Annotated in this window: 30 protein-coding genes and 1 tRNA gene; 4 read left to right on the plus strand and 27 right to left on the minus strand. The window is 65.0% G+C overall.

Annotated elements, in window-relative coordinates:
- Window positions 1-410: 410 nt before the first annotated feature.
- The 3 genes from AC1DCU_RS12115 to AC1DCU_RS12125 all read right to left on the minus strand — a co-directional run bounded on the left by AC1DCU_RS12115 (window position 411) and on the right by AC1DCU_RS12125 (window position 1541).
- Window positions 411-875 (minus strand): GNAT family N-acetyltransferase, encoded by a 465-nt coding sequence (locus tag AC1DCU_RS12115; RefSeq protein ID WP_088100675.1) that lies wholly within the window; start codon window positions 873-875, stop codon window positions 411-413.
- A gap of 45 nt (window positions 876-920) precedes the next feature.
- Window positions 921-1025, minus strand: a tRNA-Ser gene (locus AC1DCU_RS12120).
- 9 nt (window positions 1026-1034) lie between these two features.
- Window positions 1035-1541: a hypothetical protein gene (locus AC1DCU_RS12125; protein ID WP_442251212.1), complete on the minus strand. Its 507-nt coding sequence runs from the start codon at window positions 1539-1541 to the stop codon at window positions 1035-1037.
- 110 nt (window positions 1542-1651) lie between these two features.
- Here AC1DCU_RS12125 and AC1DCU_RS12130 point away from each other — a divergent pair, with 110 nt between their 5' ends.
- Window positions 1652-2317, plus strand: coding sequence for an SOS response-associated peptidase (locus AC1DCU_RS12130; protein ID WP_478013528.1), 666 nt, complete (start codon window positions 1652-1654; stop codon window positions 2315-2317).
- Between the two features lie 11 nt (window positions 2318-2328).
- On the opposite strand, the gene AC1DCU_RS12135 is transcribed toward AC1DCU_RS12130, so the two are convergent.
- The 8 genes from AC1DCU_RS12135 to AC1DCU_RS12170 are packed head-to-tail and all read right to left on the minus strand — an operon-like array spanning window position 2329 to window position 6095.
- A complete protein-coding gene (locus AC1DCU_RS12135; protein ID WP_442251214.1) occupies window positions 2329-3039 on the minus strand; it encodes a hypothetical protein in 711 nt (236 codons plus the stop codon).
- On the minus strand, window positions 3036-3659 hold the full coding sequence (locus AC1DCU_RS12140; RefSeq protein WP_442251215.1) for a hypothetical protein: 624 nt from the start codon (window positions 3657-3659) through the stop codon (window positions 3036-3038). Before AC1DCU_RS12140 ends, AC1DCU_RS12135 begins: the two co-directional genes overlap by 4 nt.
- Window positions 3656-4411: a hypothetical protein gene (locus AC1DCU_RS12145; RefSeq protein WP_442251216.1), complete on the minus strand. Its 756-nt coding sequence runs from the start codon at window positions 4409-4411 to the stop codon at window positions 3656-3658. Before AC1DCU_RS12145 ends, AC1DCU_RS12140 begins: the two co-directional genes overlap by 4 nt.
- Window positions 4411-4674, minus strand: coding sequence for an Rz1-like lysis system protein LysC (gene lysC / locus AC1DCU_RS12150; RefSeq protein WP_313116207.1), 264 nt, complete (start codon window positions 4672-4674; stop codon window positions 4411-4413). The genes AC1DCU_RS12145 and lysC overlap by 1 nt, the downstream gene beginning before the upstream one ends.
- On the minus strand, window positions 4650-5054 hold the full coding sequence (locus AC1DCU_RS12155) for a hypothetical protein (protein ID WP_442251217.1): 405 nt from the start codon (window positions 5052-5054) through the stop codon (window positions 4650-4652). Before AC1DCU_RS12155 ends, lysC begins: the two co-directional genes overlap by 25 nt.
- 23 nt (window positions 5055-5077) lie before the next feature.
- Window positions 5078-5293 (minus strand): DUF7940 domain-containing protein, encoded by a 216-nt coding sequence (locus AC1DCU_RS12160; RefSeq protein ID WP_442251218.1) that lies wholly within the window; start codon window positions 5291-5293, stop codon window positions 5078-5080.
- Entirely contained in the window at window positions 5290-5607 is a 318-nt protein-coding gene (locus tag AC1DCU_RS12165; protein WP_313249547.1) for a hypothetical protein, read from the minus strand. The genes AC1DCU_RS12160 and AC1DCU_RS12165 overlap by 4 nt, the downstream gene beginning before the upstream one ends.
- Window positions 5604-6095: a glycoside hydrolase family 24 protein gene (locus AC1DCU_RS12170; protein WP_442251219.1), complete on the minus strand. Its 492-nt coding sequence runs from the start codon at window positions 6093-6095 to the stop codon at window positions 5604-5606. The genes AC1DCU_RS12165 and AC1DCU_RS12170 overlap by 4 nt, the downstream gene beginning before the upstream one ends.
- A gap of 176 nt (window positions 6096-6271) precedes the next feature.
- Between AC1DCU_RS12170 and AC1DCU_RS12175 the strand changes: the two genes are divergently transcribed.
- From AC1DCU_RS12175 to AC1DCU_RS12185, 3 genes are read left to right on the plus strand one after another with little or no spacing between them, the layout of a single operon-like run.
- Complete coding sequence (locus tag AC1DCU_RS12175; RefSeq protein ID WP_442251220.1) at window positions 6272-7045, plus strand: hypothetical protein; 774 nt, start codon at window positions 6272-6274, stop codon at window positions 7043-7045.
- Complete coding sequence (locus AC1DCU_RS12180) at window positions 7042-7548, plus strand: hypothetical protein (RefSeq protein ID WP_442251221.1); 507 nt, start codon at window positions 7042-7044, stop codon at window positions 7546-7548. The genes AC1DCU_RS12175 and AC1DCU_RS12180 overlap by 4 nt, the downstream gene beginning before the upstream one ends.
- An 8-nt stretch (window positions 7549-7556) precedes the next feature.
- Window positions 7557-7742: a hypothetical protein gene (locus AC1DCU_RS12185; protein ID WP_442251222.1), complete on the plus strand. Its 186-nt coding sequence runs from the start codon at window positions 7557-7559 to the stop codon at window positions 7740-7742.
- Here AC1DCU_RS12185 and AC1DCU_RS12190 read toward each other — a convergent pair.
- The 16 genes from AC1DCU_RS12190 to AC1DCU_RS12265 all read right to left on the minus strand — a co-directional run bounded on the left by AC1DCU_RS12190 (window position 7711) and on the right by AC1DCU_RS12265 (window position 22352).
- A complete protein-coding gene (locus tag AC1DCU_RS12190; RefSeq protein WP_442251223.1) occupies window positions 7711-9909 on the minus strand; it encodes a hypothetical protein in 2199 nt (732 codons plus the stop codon). The genes AC1DCU_RS12185 and AC1DCU_RS12190 overlap by 32 nt on opposite strands.
- A gap of 155 nt (window positions 9910-10064) precedes the next feature.
- Window positions 10065-11222 (minus strand): hypothetical protein, encoded by a 1158-nt coding sequence (locus AC1DCU_RS12195; protein WP_442251224.1) that lies wholly within the window; start codon window positions 11220-11222, stop codon window positions 10065-10067.
- Window positions 11222-11872 carry a hypothetical protein gene (locus tag AC1DCU_RS12200; RefSeq protein ID WP_442251225.1) on the minus strand — a complete coding sequence of 217 codons (651 nt, stop codon included), beginning with the start codon at window positions 11870-11872 and terminating at the stop codon, window positions 11222-11224. The genes AC1DCU_RS12195 and AC1DCU_RS12200 overlap by 1 nt, the downstream gene beginning before the upstream one ends.
- 3 nt (window positions 11873-11875) lie before the next feature.
- The gene (locus AC1DCU_RS12205) at window positions 11876-12586 is read right to left on the minus strand and encodes a hypothetical protein (protein WP_442251226.1); all 711 of its coding nucleotides are present in this window, start codon (window positions 12584-12586) and stop codon (window positions 11876-11878) included.
- Entirely contained in the window at window positions 12586-13074 is a 489-nt protein-coding gene (locus tag AC1DCU_RS12210) for a hypothetical protein (RefSeq protein WP_442251227.1), read from the minus strand. The genes AC1DCU_RS12205 and AC1DCU_RS12210 overlap by 1 nt, the downstream gene beginning before the upstream one ends.
- Window positions 13071-13559 carry a hypothetical protein gene (locus AC1DCU_RS12215; protein WP_442251228.1) on the minus strand — a complete coding sequence of 163 codons (489 nt, stop codon included), beginning with the start codon at window positions 13557-13559 and terminating at the stop codon, window positions 13071-13073. Before AC1DCU_RS12215 ends, AC1DCU_RS12210 begins: the two co-directional genes overlap by 4 nt.
- On the minus strand, window positions 13559-14134 hold the full coding sequence (locus tag AC1DCU_RS12220; protein WP_442251229.1) for a hypothetical protein: 576 nt from the start codon (window positions 14132-14134) through the stop codon (window positions 13559-13561). The genes AC1DCU_RS12215 and AC1DCU_RS12220 overlap by 1 nt, the downstream gene beginning before the upstream one ends.
- Window positions 14131-15096, minus strand: coding sequence for a hypothetical protein (locus AC1DCU_RS12225; RefSeq protein ID WP_442251230.1), 966 nt, complete (start codon window positions 15094-15096; stop codon window positions 14131-14133). Before AC1DCU_RS12225 ends, AC1DCU_RS12220 begins: the two co-directional genes overlap by 4 nt.
- Window positions 15093-17084 (minus strand): hypothetical protein, encoded by a 1992-nt coding sequence (locus AC1DCU_RS12230; protein WP_442251231.1) that lies wholly within the window; start codon window positions 17082-17084, stop codon window positions 15093-15095. The genes AC1DCU_RS12225 and AC1DCU_RS12230 overlap by 4 nt, the downstream gene beginning before the upstream one ends.
- Window positions 17084-17887, minus strand: coding sequence for a hypothetical protein (locus tag AC1DCU_RS12235; RefSeq protein WP_442251232.1), 804 nt, complete (start codon window positions 17885-17887; stop codon window positions 17084-17086). Before AC1DCU_RS12235 ends, AC1DCU_RS12230 begins: the two co-directional genes overlap by 1 nt.
- Window positions 17884-18630 carry a phage adaptor protein gene (locus AC1DCU_RS12240; RefSeq protein ID WP_442251233.1) on the minus strand — a complete coding sequence of 249 codons (747 nt, stop codon included), beginning with the start codon at window positions 18628-18630 and terminating at the stop codon, window positions 17884-17886. The genes AC1DCU_RS12235 and AC1DCU_RS12240 overlap by 4 nt, the downstream gene beginning before the upstream one ends.
- A gap of 66 nt (window positions 18631-18696) precedes the next feature.
- Entirely contained in the window at window positions 18697-19245 is a 549-nt protein-coding gene (locus AC1DCU_RS12245) for a hypothetical protein (RefSeq protein ID WP_442251234.1), read from the minus strand.
- Between the two features lie 50 nt (window positions 19246-19295).
- Window positions 19296-19538 carry a hypothetical protein gene (locus AC1DCU_RS12250; RefSeq protein WP_100449760.1) on the minus strand — a complete coding sequence of 81 codons (243 nt, stop codon included), beginning with the start codon at window positions 19536-19538 and terminating at the stop codon, window positions 19296-19298.
- Window positions 19539-19617: 79 nt separating this feature from the next.
- Window positions 19618-20664, minus strand: coding sequence for a phage major capsid protein (locus AC1DCU_RS12255; protein ID WP_478013529.1), 1047 nt, complete (start codon window positions 20662-20664; stop codon window positions 19618-19620).
- 214 nt (window positions 20665-20878) lie between these two features.
- Entirely contained in the window at window positions 20879-22036 is a 1158-nt protein-coding gene (locus AC1DCU_RS12260) for a hypothetical protein (RefSeq protein WP_442251236.1), read from the minus strand.
- Between the two features lie 58 nt (window positions 22037-22094).
- Complete coding sequence (locus AC1DCU_RS12265; protein ID WP_442251237.1) at window positions 22095-22352, minus strand: Acb2/Tad1 domain-containing protein; 258 nt, start codon at window positions 22350-22352, stop codon at window positions 22095-22097.

Genomic DNA, 22352 nt, shown 5'->3' on the forward strand with positions numbered 1-22352 from the left:
AACCGACCCCCGGGGCCTCGTGCACGGATCCGGCAGCCGCACCGCCCTTTCCGGCAATTCGTCACGCATTTTCGGAGCCGGAGCGACGCGTCCGGCGTGGGGCGCACACAGAAAAACCGCCGGGCCATGGGCTACCGGCGGGAGCTGAAGTGGAAGGGGGATCGCGCCGCGCTTGGCGGCAGCCAGGCTTCTACCAGGGGACGAAGAGCAGGATCAGCACGATCACCAGCAACACGGCGGCGACGGTCAGCAGCACGTTGCGCTGGCGCCAGGAAGGCTTGGGGGTGCCGGGGGTATTCATGGGGGCGCTCCTAGGCAACCGATGGGGACGGCACCAGACTGCCGAGTCCGCTTGCAGCAGCGCGTGCACAGGATGTGCAGCGGGAGTGCAGAGCCCTGCCCTTTCCCGCTCAGGTTGTACGGCAGGCCATGAACAGCAGCTCCGGCGTGGAGGCGTCTTCGCTGGCGACGAAGCCGAGGTCGCGGTACAGCGCCACGGCCGCCTGATTGTCCCTATAGACCTTCAACGTCAGCTGCATCGCAGCGGTGCGGCGAACGGCTTCGGCGCACAGCGCCGTCATCAACACCCGGCCAAGACCACGGCCGCGTGCCTGCGGCGACACGATGATGCGCCCGAGGTGCGTGCTGCCAAGTGTTGTCTGCCAATACTGGCCGAAGCCCAGGCAGGTGCCGTCGGCATCCTGCAGTGTCCAGCCTGGACGCGAAGGCAACGCCAATGCAGCGGCGAAGGCTTCGGCAGGCAAGGGGAAGGGAACGCCGGGACCTGCCCAGCGCAGGGTCGCCTCAGGTGAGTCGAGCCAGCCGGCAACAACGGCAAACTGCGAAGGCTGGACAGGCTGCAGGACGTAATCCATGGCGCCGGCGCTGTTGCGGGCGCGCGTCGATGCGCCCGACGTGGATGGTGACCCCGGCCCGATTCGAACGGGCGACCTTCCCCTTAGGAGGGGGATTTCATCGCTAGTTCAATCAAAGGCTTACGAAGTGGATGGGACCAGCTTGGGGCCATTTTACTATCAGACCCCGCGCCGTAGGTCCCGCAGTGCTGCCCTTACTCGCGTCTTCTGTGGGTCCTTCGCCCTGGGCTTCGTCGCCGGCGGACGGATTGGCGCCAGCGCTTCCTTGACCCGCTCGAGATCGTTCGTCACGGCCTCGGCGAGTCGCCGGGCCTGTTGCTGTTGCTCTCGGGTCGGCGGCAGGCCGGGCAGCGGTTCAAGCGGTTCTGCTGGCGTGGCATCCAGCATCCGGGCCACGGCCGCGCGAAGGCGCATCTCCGGGTAGAGCCTTGCCGCGCACCACCGTTCGGCATAGCGCTTTCCCTGAGCGATGCTGGCGGCCGGGGCTTCCTTGATCTGCCACATCTTCCTGGCATCCAGACGCACGCGCACAGCACCATCCTTGCCGCATCTGACGTTGGCGATCTGTCGACCGCCCCACCACAACACCCAGCTCTCCCCCATCTGGACCCAGCCTGACGGGATCGGGGCGGTGCGGAAACCTTGGTAGCCGTGCGAGGGAAGCATGCCCGGAAGGATACGGCCGGCGGTCGCAAAGGCTGCGACAAGGGATCGTTCACCGACTGAACTGTTCGGGATCACGCGCCGGGCACGGCCGTCCGGGCTACGCTCCGGCCATGTGCGGCCGATTCGTCCAGCTCCCCGTTGTCGACTTTGGCCAGCCGGGCCTGGCTGACCTTGCCCCCGGCCTGGCGGAGATCCAGCCCAGCTTCAACCTCGCGCCCACGCAGCGAGCGTCGGTGATTCTGGACCGCGGCGAAGGCCGGCAGGTCACCCGCCTGGCGTGGGGCCTGCTGCCGTTCTGGGCGAAGGCCAAGGGCCTGCAGGGCTCGACCATCAACGCCCGGATCGAGACGGTGGCCACCAAACCGGCCTTCCGATCGGCGTTCAAGAAGCGCCGGTGTGTGATCCCCATGGCCGGCTACTACGAGTGGTCGGTGAGCCCAGAGGACGGGAAGAAAGATCCATGGTTCATCCACGCTACCGGGCCGCTGCTGGCCGCCGGCCTGTGGGAGGACACCAGCCCGCTCCTGCCCGACGGCAACCTCGGCACCTTCACCATCATCACCGGCGACAGCAGCGGCGTATCGGCCGACATCCACGACCGCATGCCGGTGTGGCTGCAGGCCAGCCAGATCGATGAGTGGATGGCCGCCAGCCCGGACGATGCCATGGCCATGCTGCTGGCCAGCGAGACCCCGGCCATGGAGGCCTACCGCGTCAGCCGCGCGGTGAACACGCCGCGGAACAACCGCGAGGATCTGCTGCAGGCCGTGGCCTGAGACTCAGGTCGCTACAGGAACGCCAGCACTTCATCCGGTCGCACCAAGCCGACCGCGCCCTCTGTGTGCAGCCCTTCAACGAAAATCAGTTCGGTCATCGCAGCCACAGCGGAAAACTCGGACGCTAGGCTCGGCGGAGCGGCGGTGTCCTCCCTGGCAGCCCAAAGCTGGATTTTCAGCGTATTGAACGCGCCCGCTTTTGCCAGCTTGATCGGGTTGCGCCCCAATCCGTTGCCCGCGGGATTGTAGGCGCCACCGTAGGCCGAATTGATGTGGGGGGCGAAGGCCGGGAGGGTATATGTGAAATCGAGATCCACGACCGGCAAGACCCCGACCACAGCGCTCACCTTGCCCAGGTTGTTGCTCGCCCACACGAGCCCGACCACCGCTCCCATTGACTGGGCCAGAAGCGCCACCTTCGTGACGCCTGGAAACAGCCCAGTGGCGTAGGCATAGGCGCTGTTCATTCGTGCTTGGGACACCGAATTGCCCCAGGTATTTGCGCCCCCGAGCTGCGGCGCGATGACCGTCAGCCCGCTGTTCACCAGCGCCTCCAGCAGCGCAGCGCGTTGCGGAATGGCGAGCAGCTCTGTACCAGTCGCGTCGTTTGCAGCGTGGCAATAGATCAGAACCTGGCCATAGCGAGCCCCCCTTGGGTTCCCCGCAAGCACCACGTCGTACTCGGAAGCCGCGTATCTGCCAAGCCCACAGTTGGAGATCATGAGCTGCGCACCGTCATATATGGGCGATCAGCAGGAAGCGAATAGAGTGTCGAAGTGCCCGATCCGATGCTCTGAAACTCGATTGCGACCGAGTGGGTACTGCCCGGGGTCAGCCCGGAAACAGGCACACAGCGCGAGCCCGTGGTGAAGCCGCCAACCGAGGCGCAGATGATCTGCCCAACCACTGCACCGTCCAGCTTGATCATGAAGTAGGGGTAGTTCGAAGTTGACGCAGCGCTGTTGTCGAAGGTGCCGCCGAACTCGATAGAGACGACGCTTTCCCCGGCGGTGAACGTCGCAGATAGGCCTGGAATATCCCCGGTTGCACCTGGTGCGCGCACCACGTTTGACGAGATCGTGGCGAGCGCAAGCACCTTCCCGCCTGGCATCAGCACCCACGCCGATGCACTCGAGCGGTACAGCTCGCCAGTATCCGTCGACTCGTAGATGGTGCCGGCCGGCACAGCGCTGTATGCCGGCCGCGAAAGGTAGCCGCCAGAAAGGACGGGGGGCGCCGCGTGCAGGTACTGATTTGCGATCTGGTCGCCGGTTTCGAACTCGGCTAGCGCGGTCGCTGCGCCGGAGGCAATCACGGCTTTGACAGGGATGCGGTCGGTCATGGGGTCACCGGGATGTTGGATGCCGCCCCGCTCGCAAGGAAGAACGGCAGCTCATTGGCTCCGGTCAGCGGGATGTAGCTTGCGCCGGTCTGGAGAATGAAAGGGAATTTCGGGGCGCCACTCGAGGCCGAAATGATCGGGCGCCGCGGATCGGTGTTGTCCACCGTGACGTTTGTGCCCGGGCGGACCTCCTGCACGGCGGTGTCGGCCTTCCCGAGCGAAGTCAGGACCTCAGCGGCAAGCGACAGCGTCGGCAGGCCAGCTGCCGCCGTCCCGTTGGCCACATTGATCTGCGTGGCGGTGCCGGTGATTGTCGCCGGCCGGCTGCCGGTCTTCCGGCCCTTCGCATCGAAGGTCGTCGCCAACAGGACGCCGGAGCCGCTGTCGGGCACGTCGGCCAGGCCGATGGCTGGGTCGCCGGCTTCACCAGCGGGATTACTGATCGTGATCCCCGCGCCCTGCTGGAGCGTGCGGGTCGACCATTCGCCGTCGCTGCGGCGCACCGCGAAGCCAGAAGTGGCCAACGCTGCCAGCTTCTGGATGTTCAGCGGCACTTCGCGGATCAGGCGCCAGATCGTGGATGCAATGCTGTTTGGGCCACTTGGGTTCGTACCAGCCAAGCCTTCACGGGTGAGCAGCCGACCCTGCTCATCAAGCAGGTTGACGCCGAGCTGCGCGCCCTTCGTCGCCTCCGGGTCGACCTCAACGAAGCCGCGGGGATTCTGGTGGAGCGGGACGCGGCGCTTGGCCATTACCGCCCCAGTGCGCGGATCTCGCCCATGCGCGTGTTGCAGTCCTGCAGGGCGAGCAGGTTGGCGTTGTAGGCGCTGACCACCGCCTCGACGGTGCGCGAGTTGGCACGCGTGGCCGTACACGGCTGGGTGAGCCGATCATCGACCGGAACCAGCTTCTCCACGGTCACATAGACCTTCTCCGGCATGGCCGGCTTCTCGGGTTTGTGCGCGCAGGCGGCCAGCAGCAGCGAGGCGATCAGAGCAAGGGAATGGCATCGCACAATGGCTGCTCCAGTTGCGCCCGGCATCCGGGCTGGGTCTTGGCGGCCTGCAGCGCCTTCTCGGCGGCACTGGCCCGGCGCTGACTCTCGGCCGCTGCTGCTTGGGCGCGATCTGCAGCGGCAGCGGCGGCCGCCTTCTGACGAGCCGCCTCATCAATCGATGCCTGGGTCTGGCGGTTCACGTCCTGCAGCAGCTGGCCGCAGGCATTGGCCGCGCGTAGGTTCTCGGCAGCCTCAGCGCGGGCCGCGTCCGTCTGCTTGGCTGCGCCGGCCAGCTCGGACTGATTCTTTTCCGCCTGCCGATCCTTGCCATGGTTGCAGCCTGCGACGAACAGGCCTCCGGCAAGCGCCACCCACAGGCCAGCGCGGATCAGGCCCACGTAGGGGCGGATCGGGTCAGGGATCAGCACAGCGGCTTCCTCCGCGACAACACGCGGGCGATGACGCCCAGCGCGCCGAGTGCACGGATGCTCCACTTCGCCGGGTCGGGCAGCTCATCCATCCAGCCCATGGCCGCGATCGCGTCGTAGATGTCCGGGAACAGGGTGATCAGTCCGAACACCCACACCGATGCCAGTTTCCAGGCCTTGCGCCAGTTGTCGATCAGCTGCAGCTTCACTTCAGCCCCCTGAGCTGCTTCAGCTCGCGGATGTCCTGCTTGTTCTGCTCGACCTGCACGGCCTGCTTGGCCAGTTCGAGCTTCAGCGCCGGCACGTCCGCCAGCTGCGTGTTGAAGGTCTGCAGCTGCTGCTGCACGGTGGCCATCTGCTGGTTTGTGACCTGCTGCTGGGTCAGTACCGCCTGCATCGAACTGATCAGCCAGTAGCCGCCGGCGACCATGAAGCTGGCGAAGGCGCCCACGATCCATTTTTCGACCGGGCCAAGCGAAATACGGGTGCGGCCGTCCTGGCTCGGCTGGGCTTCCATGGTCATGCGGCCCCGCCTACCTTGCCGCCAGCCTTCTGGAACACCGAGCGGAGCTTTTCCAGGCTCTGCTCGTGCTGGCCATAGCCGGCGCCAGGCAGGCTGGCCCACTCCTTCGAGCAGAGCGCCACAGCGCGATCAAACTGGCCAGCCTTGACCGCGTCCAGCGCGCGCCGCCCCCGGATCAGTTCAATGCACGCCTTGTCCTGGCTCAGCGGGCCGAAGTTGGGCAGGCCCAGCTGCTTCTGCAGCACACCCCACGTCCGCGACAGGAACTGGTACCGGCCTGCCGCGGTGGACGCCAGCTTCGGGTTCAGCCGGACCAGCTTGGCCGGGTGCTTGCTGAGGTCGGTGAACAGGCCGCCGCCAACCAGCACGTCATAGCCGTGGTTCTTCGTGGGCTGGCGCCCGTTATCGGTCCCCTCGGACCAGGCCAGCATGTCCAAGAACGCCACGACGTTCCGGCCGCCGGCCTCCTGTGCTGTGATTTGCGCCATACCGCCGCCCCCGTGTGTGTTGGGGCCATGCTGCCGGGCTGGGCCGGGGCTTCAACGGACGGGTGCAACTACATGTTGTGGCAGCGACTGCCGGCCATAACTACCGAGAGTGCCCTGCCCATTCACTATAGCCCCGGGCAAAATCGGCGGTGTTCCTGTCCCTTCTGAAGCGGCAGATGCTCCGATATGATGGCGTCATGGACAGGAAGCCGCTCCGCCTCATAGTTGAAGACGAAATCGACGGAAAGCCGATTTCTCTTGATTGCGTTCCATTGAGCCTCTTGCGAGAGTTCGCCAAGGAAGCCGAGCAGTTTTTGCGCGGCTCCGAAGCCGAATCTGCCGATGATGAGATTGTGGTCAAGGTGGAAACGGGATCACTCGCCGTTGAGGAGATCCACCCCAGCCAAGACAGCGCATATCGCGATGTTGTTTTGCTGGAGGCGTCGAACGACGTCGCAAACATCGATCAGGTGCGTGCAAGCATCGTGCTCAAATGGCAGCGCAAGGCTCAGGCCAAGAGTACTCGCAGATACGGGATAACCGACGGGGTGAGTGTCGTGTGGGTGAATCACAACACATCTTATTTCGCCAGTGACCACAGCATGTGGCTGCCCGTTACCAGAAAGATAGTTGGCGAAATTCAGGATATGGGGGGCGCCAGAAAGGCGAACATTCATATCGCGACCAGGAACGGGATTCTTGTCGTTGCTGCCGATCAAAAGATCCTCGCCGAGGAAAAGGACAACCGTCTCTACAAGAAGGTCCTGATCTCAATCGCAGCCGAGGAGAACACCGCTACCGGTGAGCTGAGACACCCGCGCCTCATCAGATTCGAGAGCTATGCACCAAGCAGCCAGTCTGAGTCGATGGAGAGAATGAAGAGTGTGGGTTCAGACGTTTGGAAGGACGTTGACGCAGTTGACTGGGTTAGGAGGAATCGCGAAGGATGAGTACTCGCAAAGGACTGCTGATTGACACTTCCGCACTGATCGCTTTCGTACAGCCGCTAGACGTGCATCACGACCAAGCTACGGCCTACATCGAAGCAGCCATCAGGGATGACGTGCCCCTGTACATATCGTCGCTCACTTTGGCGGAATTCTGTGGCCGCCAAGATCTTTCAAACATTGACACTGACACTTTCATTCCAGTTGGGTTTGAGGCTCCGGAAGGAGTCCTTTCCGCAAAATTCGATAGCCAGCTCAAACGCGACACTGGCGACGATCGTGTGGCGTTGAAGGTCGATGTGATGCTAATTGCTCATGCTGAGCGACTTGGCGTAAGCGGGATTCTGACCTGCGACTCCGCGTCGTTAGCGAAGTACTGCACCCGGCTCAATGCAGCGGGACTGTGCCAAGTGCTTCCGATCGTGACGAGTGAACCTTTCGTTCCCGCTAAAGTTCACGACCCTTCAATTCGAAGCCTCTTCCATTCAAGCGGCTCTAGCCATTAGGAACAGCCATGACCGACTGGAAGAACACCGAATACGGCATCCCGAAGACCTGGAAGGAAATCGAGGAGGAGCGTATCGACGCTGAGCTGGCGAAGAAGAGTGCAAGCCCGGCCGGCATTCTCTCCCTAATCGCGTTGATGACAGTCCTCCTAGCCGGATGCGTCATCGGCCTTCTGTGGATGATCCTGCGCTGATATCAGCAGCTACCTGATCTGCCAGCTCGGCCACTTCCGGGTCACGACTCCGTTCCGCAATACCGCGCAGCACCTGAAGCTGCGAGATCAGCTCGCCAGTAGGCTTTTCTGAGGTTCGCGCCAGCCAATTTACGTACTTCGGTGAGGTCATGAACCTTGCGGTGGCGTTGGCGATCCCCGATCCAAGCAATGAACCGCTCAGAGTTAGGAAAGCCGCTCCTGCGTTCCCCATCGCCAGTGCCGTACCAGCGCCGGCGCCGGTGGTCGCAATCTGACCGATCAGCGCCTCACGCCCAGCCGTTCCAGATGGATTGGCGAACACCTTCGAACCCTCCCGGATACGAGAAGTGGCCTTGGCGATCGTCTCCATGTTCCTGGTGAACTCCGGGCCATAGCTGCCGAACAGCACCTTGCGCGCCTCCGGGCTGGTGTTCGCCCAGTTCGTCAGGAAGGTGTTCATCGAGAACACGCTGTTCTCGCTGTCCTGCTGACCGGGAACGGCGCGACCCATGCGCCGGATGAAGGCCGAGGTGACCATCTTCTTTTCGTTCTCGGGCAGCGTCTGCATGATCGACCGGATGCGCGTCGGGCCATCTTTCGCGCCGCTGACGGCAGCCAAGTACGCCGCCTCTCCATCCTTCTTGCCGATGATGTTGTCGATGTTCTCCAGCTGGTCAACGTAGCGCGAGTGGTACTGGTTGGCGCTCGTCAGTGCCTCCGCCGCCTTCGGGTTGCCGGTGGCTTTCACGGCCTCCTCCATGTCCCTGCTCAGCGCCGCATACACCGGGCGCCACATGCTGCGTGGCACGTCGCTGCCGAAGTTGGCGTTGTCGATCTCGCGACCGACCAGCGACCGCAGCTTCTGCAGCGCTTCATACGGGAGCCGGTTGTCGGTCATGTTGCCCAAGGTGGTCATGACGTTCTGCTCGATCTGGTCCGCCGTCGGAACCGGCTCCATCACCGTCATTCCGAGCGACTTGCGGCGGGCATTCTCCATCTCGACCGATCGCGCCTGCGCCTGCAGATAGTTGCGGTAGGCATCGGCCTGCTCTTGCATGCCGGGCTGGGTAAGCAGTGCCTGCACGCCCTGCGTGTCATCGATCAGCCCACCCTCAATGCTGCCAAGGCGCGCATTCTGGAACAGGCGCGAGGTAGATGGCGCGCCAGGGATAGCCTGATTCAGCTCCCTCAGAGCCGCCTGCACATTGGAAATATCCACGCGCGAGTCCTGCGGGATCAGCTCATCCAGAGCCTGATAGAGCGCATTGCTTTCGGCACGTGATGCTTCCTTGAACCCACCCGGCCCTGCGATTCCCTGCCGAATCGCGAGGCCTGCCATTTCAGGGTCCACGGCCTGACCACCCGGAGCCAGCGAGGATGCGATCTCATCGATGCGGTTGCCGAACTGGCCAGCTTGCCGCTGCGCGAATCGATCGATCACACCAGCAGAGCCGGGAATGCTACCCAGCAGCGTTTCGGTTGCCTGCAGGACGCGATTGCCCGTGGCCTGGCCCATGCTCGGTTGCACGCCCGCCTCAGCAAATTCGCCGAGCGTCTGCCGGACCTGTTCGGGGTCACTGCCACGCAGGGCACGGCGCGTCAGGTTTTGGGCACCGGCGGACAGCGCGCCGCTTGTCGGCAGCCTCGGGATTGCGCCTGGAGCGAGACCGCCGGCCAGGCTGGCAAGGATCTGCGCGCCAGCACCACCACCGGCCTCGCGCGTGCCGCTGGCTGCAGCAGAGCCGCCGAGGGTGCTGGCGACCTGCAGCGCAGGCTGTGCGGTGAGGAAAGCCCCTGCCCTCTCTCCCAGTGTGGGAGCGAGAGACGCCACGGGCCGGCCGGCGGTCAGCGCCGCACCACCGCCCAGCGTGAGGCCGGTACCGGTCAGAGCTTCGCCAACGTCGCCGAGCACGCGATCGCCAGCAGTCTGCGCCTTGGGCAGCCCGAGCGTGTCGCCAAGCGCTGCAGCGTTGTCGCGGAAGCTGTCCACGGGCCGGCCGGTGACCTTGGTCTCCAGCGCGCCGAGGGCGTCGCCGCCGACAGCGCCAAGCAGGCTGCCGATGCCTTGCAGCACCGAGCGCGCACCGAACGCCAGATCGCGAGGAATGCCGGCCCTCCAGCCGTCGGCCTGCCGGCCATCTGCCGTGCTGTCGACGGTGGCCTCCACCCCGGAGAAATCCGGAGGCAACGCCTGGACCGTGCCAAGCGTAGGGACGTCCTGGTACTCCGTCCAAGGCCCCACCTCCTCCGCAGGCTGCGGAACGCGCGGACTGGGCTTGGCCTGCAGCTGCTGATACTCCTCCCAGGGCAAAGGGCCAGCCATCAGATCTTCTCCCACGCATTACGATCGGCGGGGTTCCCGCCGCGGAAGCGGTAGCCATTGCGCACGGCGCCAGGTGCTGGGCCGCCAGTTGCTGGAAGGCCCGGACCGCGCGGAGCTGCCGGCGGAGGTGCATCACCCAACGTGCCAGATGCATCGGCACTCATCCCCTGCAACTCCTGCACAAAGTCCTTCAGCTGCTTCAGCGTCCGCGCATTGACCCCCGGCGCATTGGACAGCGACGGGTACTGCAGCGCAGCGATCCTCGCCTCCAAATCCGACTGCGAGCCGACGCCGGGAACCCGGGTCATGGCGAGCATCGAGTTCTGGATCGCGCCAACCGCCGCGTCCAGCTCTTGGCCGGCCTCGGTATTTCGAACCAGGTACTGATCAACCGGCCCGGTGTCCACGAACGCGCCGCCCAGGTTGCCGAGGGCTGACTCGATTCGGGCGAGACCACGATTGACGTTACCAAGCTGTGCAGTCTTGGTCGCATTGGCCTGCTGCGCCTTCATTTCCGCAGCGCTGGGAGGCTTGGCAGATCCACGCGGCGGATCACCGAGCGTTCCGCCATTACGCTGATCAGCGTACTTGGCCGCATCCAACCCCATGGCCTGCCGGGTACGCGCTGCGGTCGCATAGCTGGACGCGGCAGATGCATTGCGCTGACCGATCGACGCCTCACCAAGCGGCGTGACATTGAGGTTCTGGTTCGGCTGGGCGTAGGGGTTGAACGCAACATCGCCGGAGATCTTTGTCATCTCCAGCGGCTTCGTGGTGAGGCCAAGTGAGGCAGCGCCCGCCCCCCCAAGATCGCCGCTGGTGGCGCGATCGTAGACGGCTTGGCGCATGATCGCGTCTTGACCATCACCGAGCGTTTTCAGGCTCACTTCTGGGTTAGACAGCAACGCTGCGGTGAGAAACTCGTTCCGCGCGCCGAGATCGCCACCCAGCACTCGGCCAAGCAAATCTGGGTCATCGATGACCTGCCGCTTAGCCACGTTCTGCTCGCCGAGCACCGCCTTCGAGCGCGCCTGCCGGGCCTCCTGCAGCGCCTGCTCGACCTGGTACTGCCGGCCAAGCTGGTTGGTGTAGGTGTCCTGGGTGCTACCGAACAGCGCGCTGCCGAGCGCCTGCCCGGCCTGGTATGGATTGGCCATCAGGCAGTCCCCATGGTGAGCGGGTCGTAGGTCCCGTAGTAGTTGGCGCCGAGGCGCGGCGCAGCAGCGGCGAACCCGCCACCACCGCCGGCGGCCATTGCGCCACCCGCAGAAGTGGCCAGGCCGGCAAGCAGATCAACCTCCGGCCGGCGACGGATGCCGCGCAGGCGCAACTGGTCGATCAGCTGCTGCCCGCGGCTCTCACGTGCGGCCATGTCGATGTCGGTCGCCAGCTTGCCGTAGCCGAAGGCCTCGCCCTGGCGCTGCAGCTGCGGTGCATCGATACGCGACAGCAGCCCGGCAGTGGTCGCCGCCGCGTTGTCGGCACCGGTGCGCGCTGCGCCCGCATCGGCTTGGAAGGTGGCACTGCCGATCGGCGACTCCAGGCCCGCCACCGCCTGCTTGCGGCCTCGCTGCAGCGTCTGCATGTACTGGCCGAGCCGTTCATTGCGCGCAGCGTCTGCCGTGCTGGTTTCCAGCTGCGCGATCTCGTCATTCACCCGGCGATCGGTGTCCTGCTGCCGGCGCGACTGATTCAGCAGGCCTTGGGCCGTGGCCTCGTCCTGCTTCTTGATGACCCGATCGTTCTCCGACTGCTGCGCCAACGTGCCGGCGGCCATCAGTGCAATGGGGATGATTGCCTGTCCCATGATTTATCCGCCGTATGCGGCACCGCCGCCGTAGAGGTTGAAGTTCGCATCCCGGTTCGCCTGACGTCGTGCCGCTTCCTCACGGCGAGACTTCACGAAGCCGCCGATGGTGGCGAACTGGTCGCCCAGCTGGTCCGCCGATGCCTGAGACCGGGCGTTCTCGAAGTTGGAGCGCAGCCCTGCCGCTGCCTGCGATGCCGCAGTGGTCGAGTCGAGCCCGGAGGTTGCGAGCTGGATCAGGCGCGCACGCGCGTCCTGGTCCGCCGCCTCCAGCTGTGCGCCAGCGCCCTGCGCTCGGCCCTCGACGTTGAGCAGACCCCGGTTGTACTCGTCGCCAAGGCGCCGGTTCTGGTCCACGTTGACGCTGCCGCCGGACAGGCCGCCGCGTGCCAGCGCGAACTTCAGCTCGCGGGTCGCATCAGTGTTCTGCCGATTCAAGTCGTCCGTAAGGCGCGACCGCGTAGCCGACACGAAGTCGGCGATATCGCGGGTACGGCGCGGGTTGTCGAATACCTGATTGATCCGGCCCTGCGACTCGCGGATCCGCTCCTGGCGTTCCATCTCCATGCGCGCGGCGATATCCGCCGCCGACTCGCCCTGCTTCGCCGTCTTGGTCAGGCCCAGCGGGTCGAGGAACTTCCCCGCGCCCGACTTCTGGACCAGGCCCGTCGGGTCTGCCCAGTTGCCCTTGCCGATATTGCCGCCGCCGGCCATCAGCCCGCCTCCTTGGTGCGTGCGAACAGGACCGCATCGGCGCCATTGGCGCAGTAGCGGCTCAGGGTTGCCTCACGGCGGTAGCCGAGCGAGCGCTCGTACCATTCGAAGGTCTTGTCGCGGCCGGCCAGGCCGTAGAGCTGCAGGCGGTGCACCTCGGGGCGCGCCAGCATCCGGTCGTTGAGCTTCCGCGTGACGCGGGTGATGTGCCACCAGTGTTTATCCCAGCCGTCCATGGTCCCGAGCTGCCAACCCTCCCATACGCCAGGGCGGACCTGCCAGAATCCACCGGCCACCACCGGCGTGTAGTCGGCCAGGATGACGAACTTCGGGCCATGCACAGCAGCCATTTTCAGAATGGCCTGCTCCGGGTCGTACTCGGTCAGCCCCGTCATGGCCAGATCCTGCTCGATCTCGTCCGGGCGCATGTTCCGCGCCAAGTAGACCAGCTCCTCGATCATCACCTGGTTGTGGACAGTGATGGTCATGGCCCATTCCCGAAATCGAAGAAGCTCAGGGACGCCTGCGTCAGCGCCCACTTCTGCCCCGGCGCGAAGTCGACGCGCAGGCTGAAGGTTGGCGCCGACAGCGGGAACGGGATCACGCCGCCGGGCAGTGTGTCCGCATCGACCGTGTACGGCTCGGTGAACGCAGCGACATTGCGCTGGTCGTAGCCGATGCTGATGCTGGGCGTGCCCTGGCTCACGATGTCGAAACCCTCCATCATCTTGGTGACGCTCGGCGTCCCGAAGTCCAGCCACGGCCACCAGACCGTGCCACCGAACGGGATCGACTCGCCGCCAACGTCGTCGCCCAAGGCAAAATCGCTGACTGCGCTGATTTCATCCCCGTGCCGGATATAGAGATCATTCCCCAGTTGCGCGAAGGCATCCACGGAGAATGGGAACAGGTAGCGGCTCCAGGCGCCCTGCTTGCCCGAGCGCATCGTGTAGACGAACACCGTCGACTGCATCACGCACCTCCGAAGCCGAACTGGAGCCGGCCACCCGTAGACATGCAGAGCGTGGCCAGGCCGCCGCAGGGGGGATTGGCACTCAGCAGGTACTCGGTCTGGTATCGGTCACGCTGCTGGCGGTAGTAGAGCGCCCCAGCGCGCAGGTAGCCGAGAATCACGTCGGAATTGCTGGTCTGGGTCGGCCGCTTGTCGTCCAGCGTCAGGCGCGGGTTGATCATCCCCGCAAAGGACGTGAACACCATCCCAGGCACCGAACTGTCATACCACCACAGCCACGCCAGGCCCGACTGCACGAACGCGATGGCCGGCTGCATGTTCTGGTCGAAGGCCAGCGCCACCGATGTGATGCCCGGCCGGATGAACGCCGGTTGCTCGTTCCCGCCGTCCGGCCCCAGGTACACCACGTCGCCGTCCACGCGAACACGCCACAGCTTCACCCGCAGGCCCTGCGACGCATCGTTCAGCGCCACGCCGCCCATCTCGAAGTCGATCAGCGGCTGTAGCGTCGAGTTGACCCGCTCGACGTTCGGCGCGGGTACCGGGGTGGTGGAGAGGCCGCCAGCGGGGATCATGGGGTGTAGCGCCCCCAGCTCATGCGTACGGTGAAAGTTGCGACCGTCTGGCTGTTCTTGGGCAGCTTCGGAGTCAGCCCCCATGCCCATACACCGAACATCCTCTGAGCGCCGGATGGGTCACCCGTAGCAAAGAAGCACCCGACTCCACCCACAACGTTCGCGTCATTCAATCCGCAGTCGAAACGGAAGGAGCGCGAGTAGCTGCCCGTGACATAGGTGAGCGCGGCAAGCGCGCCAGCCGGAACGGGATTTGTGATCGACGAGTTCTGGGCAGGAAGCGTGTCCGCAACGTTTGGGCTCGTACTGCTTTCACCAGTCGTACGTGGGCCAATTTCATAGCCCACATTACGGTACCAGCAGTCGTCATAGGCAGCAGCCGTCAGGGGGCGCGCAATCCAGCTATAGCTGACGGAGGCAATCGTGATGGTGCCAGTCGCGTCGGCCAGCGTGGGGTAGAGCCGGAGCTCGTAGGTAACATCTAGCACCTCATCCGAAAGAATGGTGATAGTCGTAGGGCTACCGCCGCCGTCCAGAATGAGCGCCCTGCTGAACAACGAGCCCGTCCCCGCCGGGGCCACGCCGACCTCGGCGAGCGTTCCCGCAGCAGCCCCTGCGGCGAATCGAACGGTTCGGCGACGCCACCCGTAGAAGGTGCCGGTTCGATTGACGCCCTCGGCTACGTCCTGCTGGGTGTTGCTCGCCGCCACCTGGGCCACCAATGCGGTATCGGTGAAGGCCGGGGCCGTGTTCCCCGAGCCAACACGACAGAACGTGTAGACATAGGTGGAGCCAGTGGTACCGAAGAAGTCCAGCCCCGCATTCGTGATCAGGTTCGGGAACCAGTCGGCGGCAACGCGACGGGTGCCTGGGATCTCATCGCCATTTGCATCAACGCGATGGGCCTCGATCTTGAACCAGCCGGCATACCCTGAGTGGGCCGTCAGTACGTTTTCGCTCATGTCAGAGTGCCTCCTACGACACTGGAAGACAGCCCGACCGCCTCGGGCGCCATATTGGTGGTTATCAGTGTTTGCTTCAGCGTGCCGGCTTCAACGGCGGACAACAGCTGGACACCTTCTGGGCCCATGGCATAGGTCCGGAGAATGTCGCGCAGCGTGCCGGATTCCACGGCGCTGGCCAGCGCCAGACTCTCCGTGGTGCTGAAGGTCTGCAGCAGGCTGCGAAGGGTTCCGCTCTCCACCGCCGACGCCAACGCAACCGCCTCAGTCGGGACCTCGTAAGCATGGAAAATGTTCCGCAGCGTCGCGTCCACTACATCGGACGCAAGGCCTACGGCATCGATACCGCCGTCGACGGGATAGAGGCGGGTCGTCAGGTACTTGAAGAATCCATCGCTGCCGGTGCGGTCCTCAGTCAGCTCGGCCGTGTCACCGAGCGCGTCCGTGGCACGCACCGTCCAGAGGGCATCGCCACCGTTGGCGATCTCCCCCGTGACCAAACCGCTGCCATCCATCGACAGGCCGGCGGGCAACTCGCCATCCACGATCTCGATCTGATACGGGGGCAACCCCCCGGCGATGACGTAGGCGTAGTTGATCGTGTCGCCACAGCCGCTTGCGGGCAGCCGGCCGTACACGCCAAGCACCGGCGGCGGGTAATTCGGGAAGGCCAGCATGTACTGGCCGGCGCCAGGGTAGTAGGTCGCCAGCGGCGGCGTGTTGTTGCGGTCGGCGTACAGCATCGCCTGCTGTATCAACACATCGATGGGGGCGCCGATGTCGCCGGCGGCCAGGTTCTCGGCTGCGTTGGCGATGCCAACCGAGCGAACGCCCTGTTGCGAGAGGTAGACCAGATCGTTGGCCACCGGTGCAGCGGCCTTCTGCCAGATCGAGCCGATGCCATCCATCTGGTCCAGGATCGCCATCGATGCCGGATCCGGGTCCACCTGCCAGTTCTGGAAGCTGCTCGCATTGAGCGCGACCAGATTGGCGCGGTACTGCTGCAGCACCGCCATGTTGTTCGCGTTGGCCTGCTGCAAGCCGGTAGGCAGGTAGCCGGCATCATCGACCGTCGACCAGTCCAGAGGGTTGGCCGTGGCGCTGAAGCGCACGATGTCCTTGTCAGCAGCGAACACCTTGCTGGCGACGATGGCCACCACCTTGCTGTTCGGGCACTTTTCGTCCTCTACCCGGCGCGAGATCGCCTTCCAGTTGATCGTGCCGTCTTGGACCATCGCGCCGATTTCGGTCGGCCAGACGGGCTCAGTCGCCCCGCTCACGTAGCGAGGCGCAGCGGTCCAGGTCACGCGGCTGGTTGTGACCGCCTCCCAGATCACCTCGTTGTCGACCACCTGCTGGCCGAGGATGCCCGGCCACGCCGGCTCGCTGCTGCCCGAAGTCCCAGATTCGGTCTGGACGGCCTTGTAGACCAGGCCTTCTGGCAGTCCTGCAACCGCACCGGTGATGACCAGGTTGTCGCCGAAGATCTCGTGATCGTGGTCGGCTACCGAGGTCAGGTGAATCGCCGCCTTTGCGTAGGCCGCCGAAGCCGGCGCTGTGCTGGTAACCGTGGACGCATGCCAAGCGCCGCGCGATCCGCTATCGACCACGTTGCCCTTGTCGGTCTGCAGCAGGGTGTTCAGCGCGTCATACCAGCGGATTTCGGTCCAGCCGGCGGTTGCGCCTGCTACCGATGCGCCCTGGTCGATCATGGACGTTGCGGTCAGCGTTCCGCCAGGCGGTGCAACCAGCATCGTGTTGTTGAGCGCTACGCCATCGGGCTTGTCGCCCGGCAGCTGCACGCACTTGGGGCTTCCATAGCCGTGCGTGGTCGAAAGCGAGGCGTCGCCGGAGAACGTCCAGCCCACAGCCCCTTCTTCGAAGTAGCCGTTGGCGACCTGCGGATTGTTCGGCGCCGGCTGCGTGATCGGCTGCACTAGATCCCCGGGCAGGTAGAGCTTGCCGGCCTGCCAGAACGGTGCGGCCATTACTCAATCTCCCTGTTGAGGTTGCGCCATGGGCTGCTGCCACCGCCAACGCTTCCATAGCGCTCGGTCACGTCAGGCGGGAGCTGATTGCCCGACTGCTCGCCTGGAACCGGCGTGGGATTGGCCACATCGCTGTCTTCGAACACGGTTGCGCCCGGCGAAGTTGGCCAGGTCGGCTCGATCGCACCGGACCGCGGCGCAGGGCCGAACACGTCGGTGACCGTGTAGTAGTAGCCGTTGTCGACCGTGGGCACGACCTTGTCCCCGACAGCGCGCGCGATGTTGCGCACCCATACGGCGAACTGCTCGGTGCCGCTGTCCAGCTGGTAGGCGATGCCGTTCGGGTCAGTCGGAGTGACCAGCGCGCCGGGCAGATAGACCTTGCCCGGCTCCCACGTCGTGCCGCGCTGCAGCCAGTAGTGGAACACGTCGCCATTGACGAATTCGGGGACCACGTACAGGTAGCCGAGGTATGGCCCGGCGAAGTGGATTTCTTTGATCGGCAGATCGGCCGTGCTCGGGTGTTTCAGCACCTCGCACTCCACGCTGGGCGTGCTGGCCGGGATGGTCTGCGGCTCGTGACTGAAGACGATCAGCTTGCCGTCGTATGCGCACATTCCCTTGGTGGCGCCAGTCGGCAAGGTGGCCTTGTTCTTGGTGCCGGGGCGCGACCGCGAGACACCGGCCTGATCTACATAGCCGTTCACTAGATCGTAGAGCGTGCTCGGGTCCGCCCCGCCCTTCACCCGCAGACGGTTGATACCGCCCTTGGCCGCGTTGAGGGTGACGATACGGCCGGTCACGGGAACGGCACCTCAGGGCGCGGCGGGACATACACGCCCTGCCCCGTCGGCGGACCTGGGATGTACCGCGCCGTGGCATGCGTGCCGGCCACCAGGTTGGAGATCATCACCTCCAGCTGCTGGATGTAGGTCTGCGCGTCCGGCTGCCGATAGTGTTGCTTGCCGTTGGCCAGCGCCAGCAGGAACACGATCTCGCTGTCGATCGTGGTTTTGTCCGCGTCCTCGGTGAACCGGTTGAGGTCGAACTTGCCCTTGATGACCAGATTGCCCAGCGTCTCGTCGGGCGCCGGCCAGATCTCAATGCAGTTGCGGAATTCGTAGCGCTGCGGAAGGCCCGTCAGCTCGCTGGTGGTGTAGCTGCGCGGGTTGATGCCCTGGTGCATCTCGGCCCAGACGCCGTCGCGCTCGCGGCCTACCCATGTCACCTGCCGCGGGTCGAGCGTCGCCGGGCAGTTCTGCGGCCCGTTCTTCTCGTCGTTGTCGGGGTAGTCGTACAGGCGCTGGCCAGCCGTCAGCGGCCAGGAAAACCAGCGCTCGTTGCGGAACTCACCAGTGGGCCGGCGAAACAGCGCCTTCTGCGCGCTCTGCAGAAGATCGTTCAGCAGCTCCTTCATGCCCGGCGGCGGATTGTTCGCCTGCGCGGCGAAGCCCAGCCGGATCATCAGCCGCTTGCGCAGCTCTGCCAGCGTGGCATTGCCGTCGGTGCTGGAACAGGCGCACTGGATGCCGTCGGTGATGCTCATGGGAGCCCTCTTGTGGAGACGGGCCGGGTTTCCCCAGCCCGTCGGGTTACCGCGTGGTGCTGTCGATCAGCCGCCCAGGGTGCCGGCGCCAGCCTGCGCGGCGTCGTACAGCGCCTGCAGTTCGGCCTTCGGCGCGTTGCCCTTGTGCTCGATGCCCAGGCGGGTCAGCTCCTCGCGCAGCTCGGCATGCGTCAGCTCGGGCTGGTCGTCGTCGGCATCGTCCTCGTGCGCCGGACGGCTCAGGCTGGTGGCGGCAGTCGGGCGCGGCGGCAGACGGCTCTCAATCACAGCCTCGGACTGCTTGACGAAGGTGTCCTTGCCCAGATCCATCTTCAGCTCCGACGCCACGTCACGGGCACCGCGCGGGAAGACTTGGTCCACCACCGAGCGATACTTGTCGCTGTACTTCGTGTACAGGCGCTGCAGCTCTTGGGTGGCGTTGTTGGGCAGTTCGAACGCGAAGTAGTCGTCATCGACCACGACCACGTTGTCCTCGCCGTGGATCAGCTCCAGGATCGGCAGCTCGTGCTTCGGGAACGAGTCGGAGATCGTGACGTACTCGCTGCGCTGGATCGTCGCCTGGACTACCGGGACGATGATGGTGTCCTTGCTCATGTTCCCTCCTCGGGAATAGGTGAGCGGCCCCATGAAGAGGCCGCAAAAGGTCAGCCAGCCGCCATGTAGACGGTGCCTGCAGCGGACAACTTGATCCACTGCGGAAGGTTCTGGACCTCGGTCTGCCCGTTGGCAGCCAGAGTGGCCAGCGTGGTGTAGGTGCCGGTCTCGGTATCGGAGCCCTGCAACGTTGCCGCGGTGTCGGCGAAGTTCGAGAAGGTGGCGCTGCCGCCGCGCAGGAACGGGCTGTTGCCGGTCTTGAAGGCGGTGTTGGTGATCGGGGTGGACTTCATGGGGTTGGCTCCTGTAGCCGGATGGATTTCCCATGAGCGCCCGGCCGAAGCCGGGACACTCGGATCAGGCCAGGCCCGATCAGGCGATGGACAGCACGGCGTGCACGTTGCGCTTCTTCGCGGTCATGCCGTACTTGTTGGTCTGGGCGTAGTAGGTCACGTAGCGGTCCGGCAGCTTTTCCGGCTTGCGCTTCTTCATCCAGTGGCCCTTCAGCGGGCGGAACTTGATGAAGTTGCGGTTGAGCAGGTAGCAGCGCTTGGTCCACGGGTAGGTGATCGCGCCCAGGCGAGCGTCCAGCAGTTCGAAGGTCGGGTCCCAGATCAGCTCGATGCCCTTGTAGAACACGCGGGTGATCGAGGGGTCCATGCCGGTGCCGCCCTGCTGGTTGACGATGATCTGACGGTCAACCTTCGTGGTGGTCTCGTCCTTGTAGGCGTTGAGGAAGGCCTGGCCGCAGCGGATGTCGGTCGGCATGGCACCGCCGTAGCGGATACAGGCATCCCACATGGCATCCAGCGCGGCCACGATGCCACCAGAGGCGATGGCCATGCTGGCGTTGTTGCGCCAGTAGGTGCTGGTGCTGGCGTTGATGCCGCCGACGATGTCGCCGGTGCCCGGAGTGGTCGAAACGATGTGGTCCAGGCCAGGCACAGCCTTGGCCGACTGGGAGCCGTTCTGCAGGGTTTCCAGCGCCAGGCCTTCCTGCAGGCCATTTTTCATGGCGGTCCAGCTCGACTGCAGCAGGTTGACCAGCTGCTCCTTCTCGGAAGAGGAGGGGACGGCCACGCCGGCGTCATCGATGTTGATGCCGGCCGCGATCAGGCGGTCTTCATCGAACCAGAAGCCCTCGTGGTTGCTGTAGTACTGGAACTTGGCGAAGCGGTTCGGGTCGCGCTCGTTGTAGGTGACCTGGTCGGCACCGCTGTAGTTCTGGTAGTTGCTGTCGTTCGAGATGACCAGCTTCTCGTTGAAGATGCCGTTCCCGAAGTAGGACACCTCCTTGCTGCTGACGAACAGGTCCAGGGTGGTGTGAGCGATGTTGATCTGGTCGATCGGGTCGTTGGTCGCGTAGGACTCGAGCGAGTAGTTCGCGCCCTGCGCGATCTGCGCGGTGGTGAACGGCATGAGGGTGTCCTCGAAGGGGAATGGGGTTGTTGCGTTCCATCCACGTTCGAGGGGGGCGAGGCCTCTTACTGCCCTACCGGGCGCGACTCCGGCGTACTGCATGCGTGGCGCGGTTGTCAGCCGCAGGGCCAGATTGCCCGTGTTGCGGGATGCGTCAACGGATACAAGAAACCCCGCCGGAGCGGGGTCTTGTTGCAGCCGATCTGCAGCCGTGTCAGCCCTGGTTGGCCTGTTCGATGCCGTACTCCAGCGCGTCCAGCGGGCTCTTGAAGGCCGTCGGATCCATCGCCGGGCGCGGGCCGCTCGGGCGCATCGGGCCGGGGCGCGGGGTAGCTGGCTGGGCCGGTGCTGCCGGGGGCGCTGCTACTGCCACCGGTGCCTGGATGCGGGCATAGGCCAGCGCAGTCCGCTGCGCCCACTCGCTCGGGTGGAACTGCTCGCGGATCTGGCGAACAGCCTCACTCAGCTGCGGGCGCTTGGCCGCATAGCTGGGGTCCTCCTGCGCCATCTCGGCGTCGAATCGCTTCAGCCAATCGATCCCCCGCTGCTCGGCCTGCTCGGCGGCTTGCTGCGTTTCCTGCTGGTGGCGCTGGACGGTGCCCGTGTACTCGGCACGATCACGCTGGCCGGCGATTTCGATGGCGCGGGCGCGCGGCAGGTCGCCGGCTTCAACCTCGGCGGCAAGGTCCTTGTGATTCGCCAGCGGGTCATGCATGCCCGGAACCTCGCGGCCGAGCATCTTGGCAAGCGGCGCGATCTCCTTGGTGATCATGTCGAAGGCATCGGATGCAGCTTTCAGGTCCCCGCTGGCAGCCCTGGCGATCAGGCCGCCGTAATCCAGGAGCATCCCGTACTGGTCGGAGTTCATCCCCGTTTCCACGACCATCTGGACCATGTCCTCACCGACCTTGGACCGCTGGACGAGCTCGGGCAGCTTGCCCACGTCATCGATGCCGGCCGCCTTCAGCGCGTCGCGGATCGGGGCCAGTTCCTTGACCTCGCTGGCCAGCGTGCGGAAGCGCTCGGCGGTCTTGTCCTTCAGGCCCAGCGAGGCGATCTCCGCCTCGGTCTCTGCGTCCGGCTGGGGCTGCGCATCGGCAGCTGCAGGCGGCTGGCCATCGGCGGGCGGCGCGCCTTCCTGCGGCTGGGCCGGGGGCTGACCGTCAGCGGGCGGCGCAGCGTTCGGGTCGTCTGCCGGCGGCGTGCCAGCATCGGCCGGCGGCATCGTATCGGCCGGGGTCGGCTCGACGGCTGGTGCCTCCTCAGCATCAGCAGCGGCGATGCCTGCGTCCAGCGCAGACAGTGCATCGGTCGTCAGGTCGGTCGGGGTGGTGTCCGGCTCGGTCGCCGGGGTGTCTGCGTCGACGTTCATCAGTTACTCCAGGTTGCGAATACCCGCCAGATGGCGAGCGAGAGGGGGTGGTGGCGCATCAGAAGCTATCCGGCTTGGCCACGGCGCGGGTCAGCGCCATCAGGCCCTGCTGCAAATGGTTCTTGCCGATGGCGATCCAGCGATAGGGCTCTGCATCGCCAGTGCCATGCTCAGCGGTGATACGGACCTGGTTGTCTCCCAGCTTCTTGATCAGTTCGCCAAGTTCGACGCCCTTGGCCTTGATCTCGTTCATCAGGTCAATCTCGACCTGGTCCAGTTCGCGATAACCGGTGATCTTGCGGTGCTGGTTTTCCAT

The sequence above is a fragment of the Stenotrophomonas sp. 10L48 genome (assembly GCF_056395105.1).

What these genes read in the sequence shown, in the direction of transcription:
- AC1DCU_RS12115 (WP_088100675.1), bottom strand. Translation starts at nt 875, where the DNA reads ATGGATTACGTCCTGCAGCCTGTCCAGCCTTCGCAGTTTGCCGTTGTT.
- AC1DCU_RS12125 (WP_442251212.1), bottom strand. Translation starts at nt 1,541, where the DNA reads ATGCTTCCCTCGCACGGCTACCAAGGTTTCCGCACCGCCCCGATCCCG.
- AC1DCU_RS12130 (WP_478013528.1), top strand. Translation starts at nt 1,652, where the DNA reads ATGTGCGGCCGATTCGTCCAGCTCCCCGTTGTCGACTTTGGCCAGCCG.
- AC1DCU_RS12135 (WP_442251214.1), bottom strand. Translation starts at nt 3,039, where the DNA reads ATGATCTCCAACTGTGGGCTTGGCAGATACGCGGCTTCCGAGTACGAC.
- AC1DCU_RS12140 (WP_442251215.1), bottom strand. Translation starts at nt 3,659, where the DNA reads ATGACCGACCGCATCCCTGTCAAAGCCGTGATTGCCTCCGGCGCAGCG.
- AC1DCU_RS12145 (WP_442251216.1), bottom strand. Translation starts at nt 4,411, where the DNA reads ATGGCCAAGCGCCGCGTCCCGCTCCACCAGAATCCCCGCGGCTTCGTT.
- AC1DCU_RS12165 (WP_313249547.1), bottom strand. Translation starts at nt 5,607, where the DNA reads ATGACCATGGAAGCCCAGCCGAGCCAGGACGGCCGCACCCGTATTTCG.
- AC1DCU_RS12170 (WP_442251219.1), bottom strand. Translation starts at nt 6,095, where the DNA reads ATGGCGCAAATCACAGCACAGGAGGCCGGCGGCCGGAACGTCGTGGCG.
- AC1DCU_RS12175 (WP_442251220.1), top strand. Translation starts at nt 6,272, where the DNA reads ATGCTCCGATATGATGGCGTCATGGACAGGAAGCCGCTCCGCCTCATA.
- AC1DCU_RS12180 (WP_442251221.1), top strand. Translation starts at nt 7,042, where the DNA reads ATGAGTACTCGCAAAGGACTGCTGATTGACACTTCCGCACTGATCGCT.
- AC1DCU_RS12185 (WP_442251222.1), top strand. Translation starts at nt 7,557, where the DNA reads ATGACCGACTGGAAGAACACCGAATACGGCATCCCGAAGACCTGGAAG.
- AC1DCU_RS12195 (WP_442251224.1), bottom strand. Translation starts at nt 11,222, where the DNA reads ATGGCCAATCCATACCAGGCCGGGCAGGCGCTCGGCAGCGCGCTGTTC.
- AC1DCU_RS12200 (WP_442251225.1), bottom strand. Translation starts at nt 11,872, where the DNA reads ATGGGACAGGCAATCATCCCCATTGCACTGATGGCCGCCGGCACGTTG.
- AC1DCU_RS12205 (WP_442251226.1), bottom strand. Translation starts at nt 12,586, where the DNA reads ATGGCCGGCGGCGGCAATATCGGCAAGGGCAACTGGGCAGACCCGACG.
- AC1DCU_RS12210 (WP_442251227.1), bottom strand. Translation starts at nt 13,074, where the DNA reads ATGACCATCACTGTCCACAACCAGGTGATGATCGAGGAGCTGGTCTAC.
- AC1DCU_RS12215 (WP_442251228.1), bottom strand. Translation starts at nt 13,559, where the DNA reads ATGCAGTCGACGGTGTTCGTCTACACGATGCGCTCGGGCAAGCAGGGC.
- AC1DCU_RS12220 (WP_442251229.1), bottom strand. Translation starts at nt 14,134, where the DNA reads ATGATCCCCGCTGGCGGCCTCTCCACCACCCCGGTACCCGCGCCGAAC.
- AC1DCU_RS12225 (WP_442251230.1), bottom strand. Translation starts at nt 15,096, where the DNA reads ATGAGCGAAAACGTACTGACGGCCCACTCAGGGTATGCCGGCTGGTTC.
- AC1DCU_RS12230 (WP_442251231.1), bottom strand. Translation starts at nt 17,084, where the DNA reads ATGGCCGCACCGTTCTGGCAGGCCGGCAAGCTCTACCTGCCCGGGGAT.
- AC1DCU_RS12240 (WP_442251233.1), bottom strand. Translation starts at nt 18,630, where the DNA reads ATGAGCATCACCGACGGCATCCAGTGCGCCTGTTCCAGCACCGACGGC.
- AC1DCU_RS12245 (WP_442251234.1), bottom strand. Translation starts at nt 19,245, where the DNA reads ATGAGCAAGGACACCATCATCGTCCCGGTAGTCCAGGCGACGATCCAG.
- AC1DCU_RS12250 (WP_100449760.1), bottom strand. Translation starts at nt 19,538, where the DNA reads ATGAAGTCCACCCCGATCACCAACACCGCCTTCAAGACCGGCAACAGC.
- AC1DCU_RS12255 (WP_478013529.1), bottom strand. Translation starts at nt 20,664, where the DNA reads ATGCCGTTCACCACCGCGCAGATCGCGCAGGGCGCGAACTACTCGCTC.
- AC1DCU_RS12260 (WP_442251236.1), bottom strand. Translation starts at nt 22,036, where the DNA reads ATGAACGTCGACGCAGACACCCCGGCGACCGAGCCGGACACCACCCCG.
- AC1DCU_RS12265 (WP_442251237.1), bottom strand. Translation starts at nt 22,352, where the DNA reads ATGGAAAACCAGCACCGCAAGATCACCGGTTATCGCGAACTGGACCAG.